Source organism: Nocardioides caeni (assembly GCF_004912195.1).
Classification (GTDB): domain Bacteria; phylum Actinomycetota; class Actinomycetes; order Propionibacteriales; family Nocardioidaceae; genus Nocardioides; species Nocardioides caeni.
This window is the reverse complement of the sequence record NZ_STGW01000007.1, coordinates 380-19,465: the sequence shown is the minus strand read 5'-3', so window position 1 is coordinate 19,465 and position 19,086 is coordinate 380. Positions and strand designations below refer to the sequence as shown.

The window sequence follows — 19,086 nt, the reverse complement described above, 5'->3', positions numbered from 1 at the left end:
GAGTGCTCAGCGCGTTCGTGAACGCCTTCCGGACCCCGGACCTGCGGCGCAAGCTGCTGTTCGTCCTGCTGGTCATCGTGATCTTCCGGGCCGGCTCGCAGATCCCTGCTCCCGGTGTCCACGTCTCCAACGTGGAGAAGTGCATCGACATCGCCCAGAACGGCGAGAACGCCAGTCTCTACAGTCTGGTGAACCTGTTCTCGGGTGGTGCGCTGCTCCAGCTGACGATCTTCGCGCTCGGCATCATGCCCTACATCACCGCGAGCATCATCCTGCAGCTGCTCGTCGTCGTGATCCCGCGCCTCGAAGCCCTCAAGAAGGAGGGCCAGGCCGGTCAGACGAAGATCACGCAGTACACGCGCTACCTCACCCTGGGCCTGGCCGTGCTGCAGGCGACCGGCATCGTCGCGCTCGCGCGCAGCGGCAACCTGCTGACCGGGTGCACGCTGGACCTGCTGCACGACAGCGGCACCCAGGCGTTCCTGGTGCTCGTCGTCACGATGACCGCCGGCACGGCCGTCATCATGTGGCTCGGTGAGCTGATCACCGAGCGTGGCGTCGGCAACGGCATGTCGATCCTGATCTTCTGCCAGGTGATCGCGACCTTCCCGGCCTCGCTGTGGCAGGTGAAGATCACCCAGGGCTGGTGGGTCTTCAGTGTTGTCATCGCGATCGGTCTGGTCATCGTCGCGGCCGTCATCTTCATCGAGCAGGCCCAGCGCCGGATCCCCGTGCAGTACGCGCGCCGGATGGTCGGGCGCAAGATGTTCGGCGGCTCCTCGACCTACATCCCGTTGAAGGTCAACCAGGCCGGCATCATCCCTGTCATCTTCGCGTCCTCGCTGCTCTACCTGCCGGCGATGGCGGTCCAGTTCAACCAGAACAACCCGGACCCCAACCGCGCGATCGAGCTGCTCAACAAGTACTTCGTCGACCAGAGCCACCCGGCCCACATGGCGGCGTACTTCCTCCTCATCATCTTCTTCACCTACTTCTACGTGTCGATCACCTTCAACCCGCAAGAGGTGGCCGACAACATGAAGAAGTACGGCGGCTTCATCCCCGGGATCCGGGCGGGCAAGCCGACCCAGGACTACCTGTCCTACGTCCTGTCCCGCATCACGCTCCCGGGCGCTCTCTACCTCGGCATGATCTCCCTCGTCCCGCTGATCGCGTTCGTGATGATCGAGGCCAACCAGAACTTCCCGTTCGGCGGAACGTCCATCCTGATCATGGTCGGCGTCGCACTCGACACGGTGAAGCAGATCGAGAGCCAGCTCCAGCAGCGCAACTACGAAGGATTCCTGCGTTGAGGCTTCTGATCATGGGCCCGCCGGGTGCCGGCAAGGGCACCCAGGCGAAGGCTGTTGCCGATCACTTCTCCGTCCCGGCCGTCTCGACCGGCGACATCTTCCGCGCCAACGTCAGCGGCGGCACGCCGCTGGGTGTCGAGGCCAAGCGATACATGGACGCCGGTGAGTACGTCCCCGACGAGGTCACCAACAACATGGTCCGCAGTCGGATCGCCGAGCCGGACGCCGCAGGCGGCTTCCTCCTCGACGGCTACCCGCGCACCCTCGCGCAGGTCGCCGAGCTCGACGGCATGCTCAAGGCCGGAGAGCACGACCTGGACGCCGTCCTGGTGCTGACCGTCGACCAGGAGGCTGTCGTCGCTCGCCTGCTCAAGCGGGCCGAGATCGAGGGTCGCGCCGACGACACCGAGGACGTCATCCGGCGTCGGCTCGAGGTCTATGCCGAGGAGACCGAGCCGCTGATCGCGGTCTACGACGAGCGTGGCATCGTCGTGCGCGTCGACGGCATGGGCGAGATCGACGAGGTCCAGCAGCGGATCTTCGCCGCCCTCGACGACCTCCAGGACTGAGCCGCACCGCGGTGTTCTTCGACCACCGGATCGAGATCAAGAGTCCCGAGCAGGTGCGCGCCATGCGCGCAGCGGGGCTCCTGGTCGGCCAGACCCTGGGCGTGCTGCGCGACGCCGTGCGGGCCGGGGTGACCCCTGCGGAGCTGAACGCGCTCGCGGAGGAGACGATCCGCGCGGGCGGCGGGACCCCGTCGTTCCTCGGCTACGGGCATCCGCCCTTCCCGGCGACCATCTGTGCGTCGGTGAACGACGAGGTGGTGCACGGCATCCCGGGCGACCGCCCTCTCGTCGACGGCGACATCATCTCCATCGACTGTGGCGCGATCGTGGCCGGCTGGCACGGTGACGCCGCGATCACTGTCGCCGTCGGAGACGTGCGCCCCGAGGTCGCCGAGCTGATGCAGGTGACCGAGGAGTCGCTGTGGCGCGGCCTCGCGGCCGCGTCGGTCGGCGGACGGGTCGGCGACATCTCGCACGCCGTCGAGTCCCACGTCCGCTCCCGCGGCGCCTACGGCATCGTCAGCGGCTACACCGGCCACGGCATCGGCAGCGAGATGCACATGGACCCCGACGTCCCCAACGAGGGACGTGCCGGTCGCGGCCCGCGGCTCAAGCAGGGGATGGCACTCGCGGTCGAGCCGATGATCACGCTCGGTGGACCGCGCACCGACCTCGCCGACGACGAGTGGACCGTCGTGACCTCCGACGGCAGCTGGGCCGCCCACTTCGAGCACACCTTCGCCCTCACCGACACCGGCGTCTGGGTGCTCACCGCCGAGGACGGCGGTCGCGAGCGGCTCGAGGCGCTCGGCGTCCCCTACGGCGGCGAGTGAGCGTGGGCGACGACCCGACGCCGATCACCCCGGCAGCGCTGGCCGAGCGGCCGCTCCTCTTCGCCTCCGGCGAGCTGGCCTACGTTGCCGACGGTGTACGGCGGACGTGGTCGACCCCCGACGGCGCGGACCCGGGCTGGGCTGAGGAGGTCCGCGCCGTTCTCGCGCCGGGGGAGCGGGCGCTCGTCGCGCTGTCGTTCGCCGCCGGGGCACCGGGGCTGGCGCACGTCGTCACGGGCGCCGAACGCACCCTGCGGCGGCACCCTGTCGAGGCGGTCGAGCGCCGCTACGAGGTCACCGAGTTCCCCACGCCGGAGCAGTACGCCGGGATGGTCGAGGCTGCGCTCGACAAGATCGCCGCGGGCGACCTGCACAAGGTCGTCCTGGGCCGCTGCCTCGACGTCGTGAGCACGCCCAGCCTGGTGCCGGCCGAGATCATCGACCGGCTGCTGACGACGCGGCCCGGCCGCTACGTCTTCAGTGTGCCCCTGGTTGCCGGCACCGCAGACGGCGCGACGCCCCTCGACGGCCCGATCCTCGTCGGCGCCAGCCCCGAGCTGCTCGTGCGCCGCTCCGGACGCGAGATCTCCTGCACGCCGCTCGCCGGCTCGGTGCCGCGGTCGGATGATCCGACCGAGGACGCCCGGCGGGCCGACGGGCTCCGTGACTCGGCCAAGGACCTCGCCGAGCATGCCTTCGTGGTCGAGGCCATCGTCCGCGCGCTGGAGGACGTCTGCGTGGAGATCGAGCATCCCGCGACGCCCGAGCTGATGTCGACCGACACCGTGTGGCACCTCGCCACGCCGATCCGCGCCCGCCTGGCCGATGGCACGGAGGGCCCCAGCGCACTCCGGCTGGCCCAGCTGCTCCACCCGACGCCGGCCGTGGGTGGCGTGCCGACGGCCGCCGCCAACGCCGTGATCGCCGATCTCGAAGGTGACCTGCGCGACTGGTTCGCCGGTTGCGTCGGATGGGTCGACGCCGTCGGCGACGGCGAGTTCGCCATCACCATCCGCGCCGCCGTCCTCGACGGCGAGCGACTACGGCTCTTCGCGGGCGCGGGCATCGTCGCCGGGTCGGACCCAGCCGCTGAGGTCCGTGAGACCGGCGCGAAGCTCACCACGATGGCCCGCGTGACCGGCTTCACCCCGCCCGGTGGGTGAAGGCTCGGCCGGACATCGGAACTCATCTCGGTCACCGGCCTGATCCGTTAGTGTTCAAGGCCGAAAGCCCGCTCCCGAGCCGACCGACGAGGATGACCACCAGTGGACCGAATCCAGGTGCAGTGGTCGGGGACGACCCGCACGTTCGACGGACCACGGGTGGTGATCGGTCGAGAGCTCGACTGCGACGTCCCCGTGACCGATGTCCGCGCCTCGCGCCACCACGCCTTCCTGCAGGTCGAGAACGGCGCCTGGGTCGTGGTCGACGCGAGCACCAACGGCACGTTCGTCGCGGGCCAGCGGGTCACCCGGCTGCCGCTCACCGGTGGAGCAGTCAGCCTCAACCTCGGCGGTCCGGCAGGTGAGGCCGTCGTCCTGACCGTGCTCGTCGGGCAGGGGACGGGTGCCCCGGCGCCCCAGCCGCCGCCCTATCGGCAGGCGCCCCCGTCCGCACCGTCACCGTCAGCACCGTCACCGTCAGCACAGGTGCCGCCGGTCTCCTCCCGCCCGGTGCCCGCAACGCCGTCCACGGCCGGGCACCCCAGCCATCAGGGCCAGCAGGGTCAGCAGGGCCAGCAGGGCCAGCCGGCTCCGGCCGGGGAGTTCTGGCGCAACCTCCCGCCGCCGCAGCTCCCGGCCAGCGGAGCCCCCGCGGACGCCTGGCGGCCTGCCGGCGTACTCCCTCCGGGGCAGCTGCCGCACGGGCACTCGGTCGTCCTGCCGCAGCACCTGCAGGCCGGTCGGTCGCTGACGATCGGCCGCGACCACGGCAACGACATCGTGCTCGACGACGCGCTGGTGAGCCGCCGGCATGCGCGCCTCGACCCGCCGACGGCGACGTCGCTGGCGGTGCTGCACGACCTCGGTTCGTTCAACGGCACCTTCGTCAACGGCCACCGGGTCCAGGGCGCCGTCCAGATGCCCGTCGGTTCCGAGGTGATCGTCGGCAACCAGACCTTCCGCTGGGACGGGCACCAGCTGGTCGCCTCCCAGACCGCGCACGAGCTGACCCTCTATGCCGACGGGCTGACCCAGGTCGTCGCCGGTGGCAAACGGCTGATCGAGAACATCTCGTTCAAGCTGGAGTCCCGCAGCCTGACCGCGGTGATCGGCCCGTCCGGCGCAGGCAAGTCGACGCTGCTCGGTGCCCTGACCGGCCTGAAGCCGGCCAGCCACGGACGGGTGATCTGGCAGGGACACGACCTCTATCAGCACTACGACCAGCTGCGCTTCCAGATCGGCCTCGTCCCGCAGCAGGACATCCTGCACCCGCAGCTGAAGGTCCGGCAGGGCCTGCGGTTCGCGGCCGAGCTGCGGCTGCCCCCCGACACCACGGCGCAGGAGTGGGACGCACGCGTCGATCAGGTCGCCCACCAGCTGCAGCTGGTGCAGCGGATGGACAACCGGATCGGCACCCAGCTCTCCGGAGGTCAGCGCAAGCGGGTCTCCATCGCCACCGAGCTGCTGACGGCGCCGCCGTTGCTCTTCCTCGACGAGCCGACCTCGGGACTCGACCCCGGGTTGGACCTTGAGGTCATGAAGCAGCTCCGCGGGCTGGCCGACGACGGCCGCGTCGTGATGGTCGTGACGCACTCCGTCCTGGCCCTCGACGTGTGCGACAACGTGCTCGTGCTCGCCCCGGGCGGCCGGATCGCCTACTTCGGTCCGCCCAGCGGCGTGCTCGCCCACTTCGGCAAGACCAACTATCCCGAGGTGTTCGACCTGCTGGACGACCCGGACCTGTGGCAGCGCATCCCCGTGCCGCAGCACGCCGTCGACACCTCCGCCATGCCGCAGCAGTCATACGGCGCCGGGGTCCCCGCGCCGCCGCGTCAGTCGGCGTCGCGCCAGCTCGCCACCCTCGTCAAGCGCAACCTCGCCGTCGTGCTCGCCGACCGCCTTCTCCTCGGCATGCTGCTCCTGCTCCCGCTGATCCTCGGCGGACTCAGCCGCATCGTGCCCGGCGACTTCGGCTTCTCGGTCGCGGAGGCGGCCGCGGCGGGGGAGTCCTCCGCCGACGCCAAGACCCGGCTGACGGTGCTCATCGTCGCCGCCTGCCTGATGGGCACGGCCCTCGCCATCCGTGAGCTCGTGGGGGAGAGACCCATCTTCAAGCGGGAGTACGCCGTCGGCCTCTCGCCCGGTCTCTACTTCACCAGCAAGGTGATGGTCCTCGGCACTGCTGCGTTCGTGCAGGGTCTGGTCGTCACCTTCCTCGCCACGGTCGGCGCCCCGGGTGCCGACGGTGGCCTCGGCACCGTCCGGGTCGCCATCGCCATCGGGGCCCTGGCGTTCACGATGGCCGTCGTCGGCCTTGCGCTCTCCGCGGTCGTCACCAGCAACGAGCAGACGATGCCGGCACTGGTCGGGGTCGTGATGCTCCAGCTCGTGCTGTCCGGTGCCCTCTTCCAGGTGGCCGGCCGCGCGCTGCTCGAGCAGATCGCGTGGCTCGCGCCGTCACGCTGGGGCTACGCCGCGAGCGCGTCGGCGATGGAGCTGCCGCCGAAGGTCGGCGACGACCCCGAGGACTGGATCATCCGTGCCGGTGCCGGCCACTACCTGATGGACCTGATGGTGCTGGGTGTCCTCGGTCTGATGGCCTTCGGCATCGGCCTGGTCCTCGCCCGGCGCTCGGCGACCGCGGACGACTGACCCGGTCATTCCTCGAGCTGCCAGGCCTGTCGCATCGACAGCTTGCCGCCAGTCTGCATGAGCGCACGGCGATAGATCCGCTCGGCGATCGCCACCAGCGCCGCTGCGAGGGCGAGGAGCAGCCCGAGGGCGATCGCCGCCTCCCACCACGTGGCGTCCTCGTTGACGAGACGGACCGGCATGGCGACCGCCGACAGCGGCGGGATGAACGAGCCGATCGTCTCCCATCGTCCCTCGAGGAAGGCGGAGCCGAGGAAGACCAGCATCAGCAGCATCGTGACCGGGGTCGAGGTGGACTGCAGGTCCTCGTTGCGGCTGGCCAGGGCGCCGGCCACCGCCCAGAGGCAGGACAGGGCCAGGAAGCCGACGAGGAAGAAGGCGAGGAACCCCACCATCGTGCCGGTCACGCCCGGGACCAGGTCGCCGAAGCTGGTGAAGCTCAACCCCACCAGCCCGATCGCGACATAGATCGCCATCTGCGCCACCGCCAGCACCGTGTTGCCCACGATCTTGCCGGCGAGCAGCTGCCGCAGTGGTACGGCGGCCGCGATCATCTCGACGATGCGGGACTGCTTCTCCTCGGTGATGCTCTGGGCCAGCGTCATCCCGAAGATGATCGAGGCGAGGTAGAACATGAACGCCAGCGCGAAGCCGAGGATGTCCTGGAGCTCGGAGAGCTCGGGGTTTCCCTCGAGCTGTTCGGTCGTCAGCTCGGTGCCGGCGGTCAGCTCGGCGACGCTCGTGCCGGCGTCCTCGGCGTTGGTCGCGAGCACCTCGGCCCGGACGACGCTCTCGATGATGGTGAGCAGCGTGGAGTCTGCGTCGTCCTTGGTCACCAGTCGCCAGCCGCCGTCGTCGTCCTGGGTCAGCCAGGCGTCCACGTCCTCGTCGTCGACGGCGGAGCGCGCGGCCCCATCGTCGTCCTCCTCGACAAGGGTGATCGCGACGCCGTCCTGGATCTCGGGTGCGGCCGCGGCGATCGCCTCGACCAGGCGTCCGGCCTCCGGCGTGGTCGCCGCGATGTCGTGGGTGTCGGTCCGGCTGTCGAGGAAGACCTGCAGTCCGATGAGCGCGACGATGATCGCCAGCGTCGTCAGCGAGCCCAGCACGAAGGACTTGTCCTTCAGCTTGACCGCGACCTCCCGCGCTGCGACGACCCGCCAGACCGGGGGGTTCGGGGTGGTCATGCCGTCACCTCGCGGTAGATCTCGCTGAGCCGGGGAACCACCCGGCCGAAGTCCAGGACCGCGCCGCGGGCGCTCGCCTGCCGCAGCAGCTCCTGCTCCGCGCCGGCCTCGGCCACCTCGACCAGTGCGTCGACGCCGTCGTGCTCGCGCAGCGAGATGCCCGGGACCTCGGCCGTCCAGCCGGCGTCCGCCTCCAGCCGCAGTCGGTAGCGCACCGGCGCACCGGCCCGCAGCTCGTCGGCCGTGCCCTGGGCGGCCACGCGGCCGCGCGCCATCACCACCAGCCGGTCGCAGAGACGGTCGACGAGGTCGAGCTGGTGGGAGGAGAAGACGACCGGCACGCCCTCGGCGGCGCGCTCGCGCAACAGATCGGCCATGGCCTCGATGGCCGTCGGGTCCAGCCCGGAGAACGGCTCGTCGAGGATCAGCGCGTCGGGTCGTGGGACGAGGGCGGCGACGATCTGCACCCGTTGCTGATTGCCCAGCGACAGCTTCTCCAGCGGGTCGCTGGTCCGACCACCGAGGCCGAACCGCTCGAGCAGCTCGCCGATCTCGGTGCGCGCGCGACTTGCGTCGAGACCGCGCAGGCGGGCGAGATAGACGAGCTGGTCCAGGATCGCCTGCTTCGGATAGAGGCCACGCTCCTCGGGCATGTAGCCGAAACGGCGCCGGTCCTCGTCCGTCACCGGCCGACCCTGCCAGGTCACCTCGCCGGCGTGGCGCGCGAGCACGCCCATCACCATCCGCATGGTGGTGGTCTTGCCGGCGCCGTTGCCGCCGACGAACCCGGTCAGGCCGCCTGCCGGCACCGAGAAGGACACGTCGTCGACGGCCAGCAGGTCGCCGAAGCGACGGGTCAGGCCGATCACCTCGAGCATGGGTCGACCGTAGCCAACGAGCGGCTGCGTGGCCCGTCCACCGGCGCCGTCGGGAATGTCAGCGCCCTCGCGAGCCTTGGGTCCTCGATGCCTGATCTCGCCCTCTCCGTCCTCGACCTCGTCCCGGTGCGCAGCGACCAGACGTCGGCCGACGCCCTCGCCGCCACCCTCGACCTCGCCCGCGCGGCCGACCGACTCGGCTACCGCCGCTACTGGATCGCCGAGCACCACAACATGCCGGCCGTCGCGGCGACCAACCCGCCGGTCCTCATCGGTCTCATCGCCTCCGCCACCGAGCGGATCCGGGTCGGCTCCGGGGGAGTGATGCTCCCCAACCACGCCCCGCTGGTGGTCGCCGAGCAGTTCGCCCTCCTCGAAGCCGCCTTCCCCGGCCGCATCGACCTCGGCATCGGTCGAGCGCCGGGCAGCGACCCGGTGACCAGCTGGGCGCTGCGGCACGGCGCCGGCGGCGTGAGCGACGAGGCCGTCACCCGCTTCCCGGAGTACGTCGACAACGTGCTCGCCATGATGGAGCCTGCCGGCGTCGGGTTGGCCCTCCGGGGCCGCCAGCACGTCCTGCGGGCCACGCCCGGGGCGACGAGCGTGCCCGAGATCTGGCTGCTCGGCTCCTCGGACTACTCCGCCCGGATGGCGGCGGCGAAGGGGATGCCCTACGTCTTCGCCCACCACTTCTCGGGCTCCGGAACGGCGGAGGCGCTCGACCTCTACCGCTCCACCTTCCAGCCCTCCGACCTCCTCGACGAGCCCCGGACATTCCTCACCGTCAACGTCTCCGTGGCCGACACCGCCGAGGAGGCCCACCGCCTGGCGCTGCCGCAGCTGCTGCAGATGCTGTCCCTGCGCACCGGCGCGCCCCTGGCGGCCCAGCGGCTCGTCGAGGACGCCGAGACCATCGTCGACGCGGGCCTGCCGCCGGGCCACGACGAGCTCGTCGAGGCGATGCGCCGGCGCTGGGTGATCGGCGACCCGGCCACGGCCCGCGCGCAGCTGGCCGACCTCGCGGCGTCGTACGGCGTGGACGAGGTGATGGTCAACCCCGTCGGGTCGGCCTTCGCGGGCGCCGACCCCCGCTCCGCCAGGGCGCGCGAGCGCACGCTGCAGCTCCTCGCCGATTAGTTCCTGCGACGCGCCGGACCATAGACTGGCGTGTCGGTCCAACGTGGGTTCCGTGTGTGGTGCACGCCCTGCGAGGTCCACCGCGTCACGCAGCGTGGCACGGAGGTTCCCGGACCGCCGGTAGACATCCCCAACCAGAAGGACGGCATGGCGAAGAAAGAAGGCGTCATCGAGATGGAGGGCTCCGTCGTGGAGGCCCTTCCGAACGCCATGTTCCGCGTCGAGCTGAGCAACGGCCACAAGGTCCTCGCTCACATCAGCGGAAAGATGCGTCAGCACTACATCCGGATCCTCCCCGAGGACCGCGTGGTGGTGGAGCTCTCGCCCTACGACCTGTCTCGCGGGCGGATCGTCTACCGCTACAAGTGAGCCACCGCTCACCTGTCCCGCCACTAGCAAGAAAGGGCTGACATGAAGGTCAACCCGAGCGTGAAGAAGATCTGTGACAAGTGCAAGGTGATCCGTCGCCACGGCCGCGTCATGGTGATCTGCGAGAACCCGCGCCACAAGCAGCGCCAGGGCTGAGCCCCGCCGCACGGCCCCGGGCCCACAACTGAATACGACATCTACGTGATTGCTTAGCCGCCGTCCCAGGACAGCGGTGAACCACCTCCGGAGCGGATGGCCGGAGCCGGCACCCAACAGCACGACCAGCTGGACGCATCACGACCACACCACCGTGCAGTTCGAAAGGAAGCCACCATGGCTCGCCTCGTCGGAGTGGACCTGCCGCGCGACAAGCGCATCGAGGTCGCTCTCACCTACATCTACGGCATCGGCCGTACCCGCGCCCAGCAGCTGCTGGAGGCCACCGGCGTCAGCCCGAACCTCCGCGTCCACGAGCTGGGTGACGAGGAGCTGGTCAAGCTCCGCGACGAGATCGAGGCGAACTTCAAGATCGAGGGTGACCTCCGTCGCGAAGTTCAGGCCGACATCCGCCGCAAGATCGAGATCGGCAGCTACCAGGGTCGCCGTCACCGCATGGGCCTTCCGGTCCGCGGTCAGCGCACCAAGACCAACGCTCGCACCCGCAAGGGCCCGAAGCGCACGGTTGCCGGCAAGAAGAAGAAGTGACCCGAGCCCTCCCGGCTCGTCACGGACTCACGACCAGACTTCCTCGAAGGAGATAACGCATGCCTCCCAAGGCTCGCGCGGGCGCCAAGAAGGTGCGCCGCAAGGAGAAGAAGAACGTCGCTCAGGGCGAGGCCCACATCAAGAGCACGTTCAACAACACGATCGTCACGATCACCGACCCGACCGGTGCGGTGATCTCGTGGGCCTCTGCCGGCACCGTCGGCTTCAAGGGCTCCCGCAAGTCCACCCCGTACGCCGCTCAGATGGCCGCTGAGGCCGCGGGCCGTCGGGCGATGGATCACGGCATGAAGAAGATCGACGTCTTCGTCAAGGGCCCGGGCTCGGGCCGCGAGACGGCGATCCGCTCCCTGGGTGCGATCGGCCTCGAGGTCGGCACCATCCAGGACGTGACCCCCGCCCCGCACAACGGCTGCCGCCCGCCGAAGCGCCGGCGCGTCTGAGCGTCTGACCAGGACTTAGAGGAGATACCACCATGGCCCGTTACACCGGACCTCTCACCAAGAAGTCGCGCCGTCTCGGCGTCGACCTCGTGGGCGGCGACGCTGCCTTCGAGAAGCGCCCCTACCCCCCCGGCCAGCACGGCCGCGCGCGGATCAAGGAGAGCGAGTACCGCAACCAGCTGCAGGAGAAGCAGAAGGCCCGCTACACCTACGGCGTGCTGGAGCGGCAGTTCCACAAGTACTACGTGGAGGCTGCCCGTCGCCAGGGCAAGACCGGCGACAACCTCGTCCAGCTCCTGGAGTGCCGCCTCGACAATGTGGTCTACCGTGCCGGCTTCGCCCGCACCCGCCGCCACGCTCGCCAGCTGGTGACCCACGGTCACTTCCTGGTCAACGGTCGCAAGGTCGACATCCCGTCGTTCCAGGTCACCCAGTACGACATCATCGACGTGCGCGAGAAGTCGCTCGAGATGACCCCGTTCATCGTGGCTCGGGAGACCCACGGCGAGCGGATCGTCCCGGCCTGGCTCGAGGCCCTGCCGACGCGGATGCGGATCCTGGTCCACCAGGTCCCCACCCGTGAGCAGATCGACCTGCCCATCCAGGAGCAGCTCATCGTGGAGTACTACTCCAAGAAGTGATCACGCGCCCGCCCCGGCTCCCTCCACGGAGACGCCGGGGCGGGCAGTGTGGTCCCCGCCACTTCTTCTCCCCATTCCGCACCACGTCTGGGTCCTCATATAGCGGTCGGCCCGGAAAGGAAAGAAACAAGTGCTCATCGCACAGCGCCCCACCCTGTCGGAGGAGACCGTCGACCAGTTCCGGTCGCGCTTCGTCATCGAGCCGCTCGAGCCCGGCTTCGGCTACACGCTCGGCAACTCGCTGCGTCGTACCCTCCTCTCCTCGATCCCCGGTGCCTCGGTCACGAGCATCAAGATCGACGGCGTCCTCCACGAGTTCTCGACCATCGAGGGCGTCAAGGAAGACGTCACGGAGATCATCCTCAACCTGAAGGGCCTCGTCGTCTCCTCCGAGCACGACGAGCCCGTCACGATGTACCTGCGCAAGTCCGGTGCCGGTGACGTCACGGGTGCCGACATCGCGCCGCCGGCCGGCGTCGAGGTCCACAACCCCGACCTGAAGATCGCCACCCTCTCCGACAACGCGAAGCTCGAGCTCGAGCTCGTCGTCGAGCGTGGCCGCGGCTATGTCTCGGCCGTCCAGAACAAGGGCGCCGACAACGAGATCGGCCGCATCCCGGTCGACTCGATCTACAGCCCGGTCCTGAAGGTGACCTACAAGGTCGAGGCCACCCGTGTCGAGCAGCGCACCGACTTCGACAAGCTCGTCATCGACGTCGAGACCAAGCCGTCGATCCTGCCCCGCGACGCGATCGCGTCGGCCGGCAAGACGCTGGTCGAGCTCTTCGGCCTGGCCCGTGAGCTCAACGTCGAGGCCGAGGGCATCGACATCGGCCCGTCGCCCGTCGACGAGCAGCTCGCCGCCGACCTCGCCCTCCCGGTCGAGGACCTGCAGCTGACCGTCCGGTCCTACAACTGCCTCAAGCGCGAGGGCATCCACACCGTGGGTGAGCTCCTGAGCCGCTCGGAGCAGGACCTGCTGGACATCCGCAACTTCGGTGCGAAGTCCATCGACGAGGTCAAGGCCAAGCTGCACGAGATGGGTCTGTCCCTCAAGGACAGCGCCCCCGGCTTCGACCCGTCGGCCGCCCTCGCGGCCTACGGCGACGAGGACGACGACGCCTCGTTCGTCGAGGACGAGCAGTTCTGATTGATGGCGTGAGCGTGTCGCCCATCGGATGACTCGCCCGGGCCCTGCGGGCCCAGGCTCGCCATCCGAGCGGCTTCGCCGCAGGGGCGACACGCTGCCACGCGGCAGTTGTCCCGCGTAGGTCCAGACCTGGTCTGGCCGCAGCACGACACAGCACCACCCCCTTGAAACTCCGGTACCTGACACGGCCGGAACTGATCCCCGGTACCTCATACGGCCGGGCAGGAAAGAGAGACAGCAATGCCCAAGCCCAAGAAGGGTGCCCGCCTCGGCGGTTCGGCTGCTCACCAGCGGCTGATCCTGTCGAACCTGGCCACCCAGCTCTTCGAGCACGGCCGGATCACGACCACCGAGGCCAAGGCCCGCACCCTGCGGCCCTACGCCGAGAAGCTGATCACCAAGGCGCGCAAGGCGCACAACGGGGACAACCCGCTGCACCAGCGTCGTGAGGTCCTCAAGGTCATTCGTGACAAGGGCGTCGTGCACGTCCTCTTCACCGAGATCGCGCCGACCTTCGCCGAGCGTCCCGGTGGCTACACCCGGATCACCAAGATCGGCAACCGTGCGGGCGACAACGCCCCCATGGCTGTCATCGAGCTGGTGACCGAGGCGTTCGCGCCGTCCGCGCCGAGCACCGGGACCGCCGCACCCGTGGCCGTCGAGGAGGCGCCGGTGGAGGCCACCGAGGCCGAGGCCGACGTGATCACCGAGGCCGAGCCGACCGAGGTCCTCGAGACCGAGGGGGCTGCGGTCGAGGCCGCGGAGGACACCGCCGCTGCCGACGAGGAGACCGCCGAGGACTCCGAGAAGGCCTGATCCACGGATCCTTGGGACACCCCGCCGCGCGCGTCGCGGCGGGGTGTCCGCCTTTTCGGCTGCTCCCCGACCCCTCGATAGACTGGAACCATGACGATCGACCTCGGAACCCCGCGCCTCATCGAGGACGGCGAGCGGCAGGTGCTCCTCGCCGACCCTCGCGGTTACTGCGCCGGCGTGGACCGCGCGGTCGTCACCGTCGAGGAGGCGCTGGACCTCTACGGCGCCCCGGTCTACGTGCGCAAGCAGATCGTCCACAACAAGCACGTCGTCGCCAACCTGGAGGCGCGGGGCGCGATCTTCGTCGAGGAGCTCGACGAGGTCCCTGCCGGTGCGCGCGTGGTGTTCTCCGCCCACGGCGTCTCTCCCGCGGTCGTGAACGAGGCCGCGCGGCGTGAGCTGAAGACGATCGACGCGACCTGTCCTCTGGTGACCAAGGTGCACCGCGAGGCGGTCCGCTTCGCGGCCGACGGCTACACCATCCTGCTGATCGGACACGCCGGTCACGAGGAGGTGGAGGGTACGGCGGGCGAGGCACCCGAGCAGACCGTCCTGGTCGAGCATCCGGACGATGTCGCCGGGCTCGAGTTCCCCGCCGACGCCAAGCTGGCGTGGCTCTCCCAGACCACCCTCAGCGTCGACGAGACCATGGAGACGGTGCGACGGCTGCGGGCGAAGTTCCCCCAGTTGGAGGACCCGCCGAGTGACGACATCTGCTACGCCACCCAGAACCGGCAGGTCGCGGTGAAGGAGATCGGCGCCGCCGCCGACCTCGTGATCGTCGTCGGCTCCGCCAATTCGTCCAACTCGGTGCGGCTCGTCGAGGTGGCGCTGGAGGCGGGCGCGAAGGCGTCCTACCGCATCGACGACGTGTCCGAGCTGGACGAGTCCTGGCTCGACGGGGCGGCGACCGTCAGTGTCACGTCGGGCGCCTCGGTCCCCGACCACCTCGTCACCGAGGTCCTGGCCTATCTCGCCGAGCGGGGCTACCCCGACGCGCGGGCCGTCCAGACGGCCGAGGAGACGCTGGCATTCTCGCTCCCCAAGGAGCTGCACCGTGACCTCAAGGCGGCCGGTCGCAGCACCAAGACCGCCGTCCGGCTCTAGCGTCCGAGGAGGACCTCGTGGCCCGCTATCTCGACGTCCACCCGGACAACCCGCAGCCGCGGGTCATCCAGCAGATCGTCGACGCCCTCAACGACGACGCCCTGATCGCCTATCCGACAGACTCCGGCTATGCGCTGGGCTGCCGCATCGGCAACCGCGAGGGTCGCGACCGGATCCTGCGGATCCGCGGGCTCGACGACAAGCACCACTTCACGCTGGTCTGCCGGGACTTCTCGCAGCTGGGCCAGATGGTCCACGTCGACAACGTGGCGTTTCGCGCCATCCGGGCGGCGACGCCCGGTCCCTACACCTTCATCCTCCCGGGGATGCCGGAGGTGCCGAAGCGCCTGCTGCACCCCAAGAAGCGCACGGTCGGGGTCCGGATCCCCGACCACGTGTTCGTGCAGACCTTGCTGGCCGAGCTCGGTGAGCCGCTGCTGACCTCGACGCTGATCCTCCCCGGCGAGTCCGAGCCGCGCACGATGGGCTGGGAGATCAAGGAGGACCTCGACCACGACGTCGACATCGTCGTCGAGGCAGGCGAGACGCCGGCGGAGCCGACCACCGTCGTGGACTGGTCGGAAGGTGCGCCGGAGGTCATCCGTCACGGAGCGGGCGACCCGGACCGCTTCCTCGCCTGATCGGGGCCCTGCGGGTCCGTGGCAGCCGAGTGCCGCAGCGACAGCAGGCCGAGGCAGGCGCCGTAGCCCAGCACCAGCGCGATCGCGTGGCGGGACAGGCCCGTCACGGTGGCCTGCACGAACCCGTCCTCGGCGTCGGCAACGGCGGCGGGGTCGCCGATCGCCACCAGCGCGACGACCAGGAGCATCGTCAGGGGCGGCAGCACGCCGACGGTGAAGAACTCGTGGGGACGAACGGCCAGCCCAGCCCCCACGCAGAGGCAGACGAAGCCAAGATCGAAGAACAGGCCGAGTCCGGCCGACAGCACCAGGTCGAGCGCCACCATGGTGATGACCAGCGCGACGAACAGCCGCGCCACCTCGCCCGCGGCGGCCTCGCCACGGGCGAACTCGCGGCGGGCGAGGACGCTGGTCACCCGTCCACGGTAGGTCCGGAGCCGGGACGGTCGACGGTGCCGCGCCGTTCCCGGCGGGTCAGGCGTCGGCGAGATCGACCACGACGGGGGCGTGGTCCGAGGGAGAGGTCGACCCCAGTGAGGGATCGCGCTCGTCGCGGTCGATGAAGGCGGTCGTCACCCGCGCGGCCAGCGCGGGGGAGCCGAGCACGAAGTCGATCTTGAGGCCGCGGTCGCGTTCGAAGCGCTGGCGGTAGTAGTCCCAGTAGGTGTAGCCGGGGGCGTGGGCGCGGGTGACCTCGTGCCAGCCGCCGTCGAGGAATGCCTGGAACGCGGCTCGCTCGGCGGGGGTGACGTGGGTCGAGTTCCTGAACTGGGCGACGTCGAAGACGTCGTCATCGGTCGGGCAGATGTTCCAGTCGCCGACCAGTGCCGTGGGCTGGTCCAGCCAGTCGGCTGCGGCCGTCTGCAGGCGGGTGAGCCAGTCGAGCTTGTAGGCATAGTGCGGGTCGTCGGGCTTGCGGCCGTTGGGCACGTAGAGGCTCCAGATCCGCACTCCGCCGCAGGTGGCGCCGAGAGCTCGCGCCTCGGTCTCGGTCGGGTCGCCCCAACCGGGCTGCCCCGGGAATCCGACGGCGACGTCCTCCAGCCCGACCCGGCTGATGAGCGCGACGCCGTTCCACTGGTTGAGGCCGTGGGCGGCGACGTCATAGCCCCGCGCCTGGAGCCCCATCAGCGGCAGCTGCTCCTCGCGTGCCTTGGTCTCCTGCAGCGCGAGCACGTCGATGTCATGGCGCTCCAGGAACGCCTCCACCCGGTCGATCCGAGAGCGCAGGGAGTTGACGTTCCAGGTCGCGATCCGCACCCGGAGAGGCTATCCGTGGTCGGTCGTCGGCCGGACAGGTGGCGGGGAGCAACCCGTCCGCGGCTCACGTTCGTGCAGCCGCGGGCCCTGCGCCTTTTTGAACCGCAAGAACTCTTGTCCGTCGGTGCTCACGCGGGTTTCGATGTGCTCGATCCACTCTCGGGCGAAAGGTTCTTTGATGTTGACTACTCGGATCAGCAGGATTTCCGCCGGCACGGCGTGCCTGGTCGCGGCATTGGCGGGGGCCGTCGTCTCCTCGGCCGCAGCCGACGGCGCCGACACGGCGGGCGAGGCTCCGACCTTCAGGGAGTTCGAGGCCGCCACCTACGTCGACGTCGATGGTGCCTACGTCGTCAACGGCGACGAGGTCGTCTCGACCAGGGCCGGCCTCCGGGCGTTCTACGACCGGATGGTGGGGTTGCCCTTCGGCAACCACGACCGCGACACCCACGACGCCGATCTCGTCGTCAACACGGTCGGCGGCGTCGACGACAAGTGGAGCTCGGCCACCGCCGCGAACCTGACCTACTGCGTCAGCACCCGGTTCGGCAGCCGGCACGCCGTCGTGGCTGCCGCGATGAGCGCCGGCGCCGGACTGTGGGAGGCCGCGTCCTCGCGGGTCAACTTCGTCCACGTCACCAGCCAGGACGGCAGCTGCAACGTCCGCAACAACAGCGTGGTGTTCTCCGTCGAGCCGGTCAGCACCTCGCAGTACATCGCCCGCGCGTTCTTCCCGAGCACCTCGAAGCGGCAGCGCAACGTGCTCATCGACGACTCGATCTGGTCGTCCGGCAACTGGGAGCCGGGTGACATCCTCGGCCACGAGCTGGGCCACGTGCTCGGCTTCCGCCACGAGCACACGCGCCCTGAGGCGGGCGCCTGCTTCGAGGACAACAACTGGCGCCCCCTGACGCCGTACGACGCCGCGTCGATCATGCACTACCCGCAGTGCAACGGCAGCTCGAGCGACCTGGAGTTCCAGGCCTCTGACGCCGCCGGGCTGCGGGCGCTCTACGGATCCTGACGCTGCGCTGATCCCTCGCGGCGAGGGGGCCCGGACGGAGATTCGGGTCCCCTCGTCGTGCGGCCATAGAATCGCGCCCCGTGGCACTCACCATCGGTATCGTCGGTCTCCCCAACGCAGGCAAGTCGACGCTCTTCAACGCGCTGACCAAGAACGACGTCCTCGCGGCGAACTACCCGTTCGCCACCATCGAGCCCAATGTCGGCGTCGTTGGTGTCCCCGACCCACGCCTCGCGCAGCTCGCCGAGATCTTCGGCTCCGAGCGGATCCTGCCGGCGACCGTCGAGTTCGTCGACATCGCCGGCATCGTGCGCGGCGCCTCGCAGGGCGAGGGCCTGGGCAACAAGTTCCTCGCCCACATCCGTGAGTCCGCGGCGATCTGCCAGGTGACGCGCGTCTTCCGCGACGAGGACGTCACCCACGTCGACGGCGAGGTCAACCCCGGCAACGACATCTCGACCATCCAGACCGAGCTCATCCTCGCGGACCTGGAGACGGTCGACAAGGCGGTCGTTCGGCTGGAGAAGGAGTCGCGCAAGGCCAAGGAGCTCGTCGCCAACCTGGAGGCGGCGAAGGAGGCGAAGGAGGCGCTGGAGTCCGGCACCCCGATCATCGCGACCTTCATCGACCGCGCCCTGCTGCGCGAGCTGTCGCTGCTGACGGCCAAGCCCTTCATCTATGTCTTCAACTGCGACGCCGACGAGCTGCAGGACGAGGCGCTCAAGCAGCAGATGCGCGAGCTGGTCGCCCCCGCCGAGGCGATCTTCCTCGATGCCAAGTTCGAGTCCGAGCTGATCGAGCTGGACGACGAGGAGGCGACCGAGTTCCTCGCCGAGGCCGGCGTCACCGAGCCCGGCCTCGAGATCCTGGCCCGCGTCGGCTTCGACACCCTCGGCCTGCAGACCTATCTCACCGCCGGCCCCAAGGAGTCGCGCGCCTGGACGATCCGCAAGGGCGACACCGCCCCGCAGGCCGCAGGCGTCATCCACACCGACTTCGAGAAGGGCTTCATCAAGGCCGAGGTCGTCTCCTTCGACGACCTGCTCGCGGCCGGCACCATGGTCAAGGCTAAGGAGGCCGGCAAGGTGCGCATGGAGGGCAAGGACTACGTCATGGCCGACGGCGACGTGGTGGAGTTCCGCTTCAACGTGTGATCCGTCACGCGACTGCGTCGCGCCAG

Annotated in this window: 21 protein-coding genes; 17 read left to right on the top strand and 4 right to left on the bottom strand. The window is 69.7% G+C overall.

Going from position 1 to position 19,086, the window contains the following annotated elements; translation table 11 throughout:
• The first annotated feature begins 2 nt into the window (after positions 1–2).
• From secY to E9934_RS11815, 5 genes are all read left to right on the top strand, one after another.
• Positions 3–1,313 carry a preprotein translocase subunit SecY gene (gene secY, locus E9934_RS11835; protein ID WP_136563103.1) on the top strand — a complete coding sequence of 437 codons (1,311 nt, stop codon included), beginning with the start codon at positions 3–5 and terminating at the stop codon, positions 1,311–1,313.
• Positions 1,310–1,882 (top strand): adenylate kinase, encoded by a 573-nt coding sequence (locus tag E9934_RS11830; protein WP_202977279.1) that lies wholly within the window; start codon positions 1,310–1,312, stop codon positions 1,880–1,882. Before secY ends, E9934_RS11830 begins: the two co-directional genes overlap by 4 nt.
• Before the next feature lie 11 nt (positions 1,883–1,893).
• The gene (gene map / locus E9934_RS11825; RefSeq protein ID WP_136563102.1) at positions 1,894–2,715 is read left to right on the top strand and encodes a type I methionyl aminopeptidase; all 822 of its coding nucleotides are present in this window, start codon (positions 1,894–1,896) and stop codon (positions 2,713–2,715) included.
• A 2-nt stretch (positions 2,716–2,717) separates the two neighbouring features.
• Entirely contained in the window at positions 2,718–3,878 is a 1,161-nt protein-coding gene (locus E9934_RS11820) for an isochorismate synthase (protein WP_158294987.1), read from the top strand.
• Positions 3,879–3,980: 102 nt separating this feature from the next.
• Positions 3,981–6,530 carry an FHA domain-containing protein gene (locus tag E9934_RS11815; RefSeq protein ID WP_136563100.1) on the top strand — a complete coding sequence of 850 codons (2,550 nt, stop codon included), beginning with the start codon at positions 3,981–3,983 and terminating at the stop codon, positions 6,528–6,530.
• Positions 6,531–6,535: 5 nt separating this feature from the next.
• Here the strand turns inward: E9934_RS11815 and E9934_RS11810 are convergent, their stop codons facing one another.
• Both E9934_RS11810 and E9934_RS11805 read right to left on the bottom strand, forming a co-directional pair.
• Complete coding sequence (locus E9934_RS11810; protein ID WP_136563099.1) at positions 6,536–7,717, bottom strand: ABC transporter permease; 1,182 nt, start codon at positions 7,715–7,717, stop codon at positions 6,536–6,538.
• A complete protein-coding gene (locus E9934_RS11805; protein WP_136563098.1) occupies positions 7,714–8,595 on the bottom strand; it encodes an ABC transporter ATP-binding protein in 882 nt (293 codons plus the stop codon). Before E9934_RS11805 ends, E9934_RS11810 begins: the two co-directional genes overlap by 4 nt.
• Positions 8,596–8,682: 87 nt before the next feature.
• Between E9934_RS11805 and E9934_RS11800 the strand changes: the two genes are divergently transcribed.
• From E9934_RS11800 to E9934_RS11755, 10 genes are all read left to right on the top strand, one after another.
• The gene (locus E9934_RS11800; RefSeq protein ID WP_136563097.1) at positions 8,683–9,732 is read left to right on the top strand and encodes an LLM class flavin-dependent oxidoreductase; all 1,050 of its coding nucleotides are present in this window, start codon (positions 8,683–8,685) and stop codon (positions 9,730–9,732) included.
• 147 nt (positions 9,733–9,879) lie between these two features.
• The gene (gene infA, locus E9934_RS11795) at positions 9,880–10,101 is read left to right on the top strand and encodes a translation initiation factor IF-1 (protein ID WP_028656368.1); all 222 of its coding nucleotides are present in this window, start codon (positions 9,880–9,882) and stop codon (positions 10,099–10,101) included.
• A 42-nt stretch (positions 10,102–10,143) separates the two neighbouring features.
• The gene (gene rpmJ / locus E9934_RS11790) at positions 10,144–10,257 is read left to right on the top strand and encodes a 50S ribosomal protein L36 (RefSeq protein ID WP_008361054.1); all 114 of its coding nucleotides are present in this window, start codon (positions 10,144–10,146) and stop codon (positions 10,255–10,257) included.
• A 177-nt stretch (positions 10,258–10,434) separates the two neighbouring features.
• Positions 10,435–10,806, top strand: coding sequence for a 30S ribosomal protein S13 (rpsM, locus tag E9934_RS11785; RefSeq protein WP_136563096.1), 372 nt, complete (start codon positions 10,435–10,437; stop codon positions 10,804–10,806).
• A gap of 59 nt (positions 10,807–10,865) precedes the next feature.
• Positions 10,866–11,267 carry a 30S ribosomal protein S11 gene (rpsK, locus tag E9934_RS11780; protein ID WP_056750442.1) on the top strand — a complete coding sequence of 134 codons (402 nt, stop codon included), beginning with the start codon at positions 10,866–10,868 and terminating at the stop codon, positions 11,265–11,267.
• A 32-nt stretch (positions 11,268–11,299) separates the two neighbouring features.
• Positions 11,300–11,908 (top strand): 30S ribosomal protein S4, encoded by a 609-nt coding sequence (rpsD, locus tag E9934_RS11775; RefSeq protein ID WP_136563095.1) that lies wholly within the window; start codon positions 11,300–11,302, stop codon positions 11,906–11,908.
• Between the two features lie 130 nt (positions 11,909–12,038).
• Positions 12,039–13,058, top strand: a complete 1,020-nt coding sequence (locus E9934_RS11770; protein WP_136563094.1) for a DNA-directed RNA polymerase subunit alpha — start codon at positions 12,039–12,041, stop codon at positions 13,056–13,058.
• 240 nt (positions 13,059–13,298) lie between these two features.
• Positions 13,299–13,874: a 50S ribosomal protein L17 gene (gene rplQ, locus E9934_RS11765; RefSeq protein WP_136563093.1), complete on the top strand. Its 576-nt coding sequence runs from the start codon at positions 13,299–13,301 to the stop codon at positions 13,872–13,874.
• A gap of 90 nt (positions 13,875–13,964) precedes the next feature.
• Complete coding sequence (locus E9934_RS11760; RefSeq protein WP_193556904.1) at positions 13,965–14,981, top strand: 4-hydroxy-3-methylbut-2-enyl diphosphate reductase; 1,017 nt, start codon at positions 13,965–13,967, stop codon at positions 14,979–14,981.
• Between the two features lie 17 nt (positions 14,982–14,998).
• Entirely contained in the window at positions 14,999–15,622 is a 624-nt protein-coding gene (locus E9934_RS11755) for an L-threonylcarbamoyladenylate synthase (RefSeq protein ID WP_136563092.1), read from the top strand.
• On the opposite strand, the gene E9934_RS11750 is transcribed toward E9934_RS11755, so the two are convergent.
• Both E9934_RS11750 and E9934_RS11745 read right to left on the bottom strand, forming a co-directional pair.
• Positions 15,586–16,038: a DUF6542 domain-containing protein gene (locus E9934_RS11750; RefSeq protein ID WP_136563091.1), complete on the bottom strand. Its 453-nt coding sequence runs from the start codon at positions 16,036–16,038 to the stop codon at positions 15,586–15,588. The genes E9934_RS11755 and E9934_RS11750 overlap by 37 nt on opposite strands.
• 58 nt (positions 16,039–16,096) lie before the next feature.
• Positions 16,097–16,882 (bottom strand): exodeoxyribonuclease III, encoded by a 786-nt coding sequence (locus tag E9934_RS11745; RefSeq protein ID WP_136563090.1) that lies wholly within the window; start codon positions 16,880–16,882, stop codon positions 16,097–16,099.
• A 178-nt stretch (positions 16,883–17,060) separates the two neighbouring features.
• Here E9934_RS11745 and E9934_RS11740 point away from each other — a divergent pair, with 178 nt between their 5' ends.
• Positions 17,061–17,906 carry a M57 family metalloprotease gene (locus E9934_RS11740; RefSeq protein ID WP_136563089.1) on the top strand — a complete coding sequence of 282 codons (846 nt, stop codon included), beginning with the start codon at positions 17,061–17,063 and terminating at the stop codon, positions 17,904–17,906.
• 80 nt (positions 17,907–17,986) lie between these two features.
• A complete protein-coding gene (ychF, locus tag E9934_RS11735; RefSeq protein ID WP_136563088.1) occupies positions 17,987–19,060 on the top strand; it encodes a redox-regulated ATPase YchF in 1,074 nt (357 codons plus the stop codon).
• Positions 19,061–19,086 lie beyond the last annotated feature (26 nt).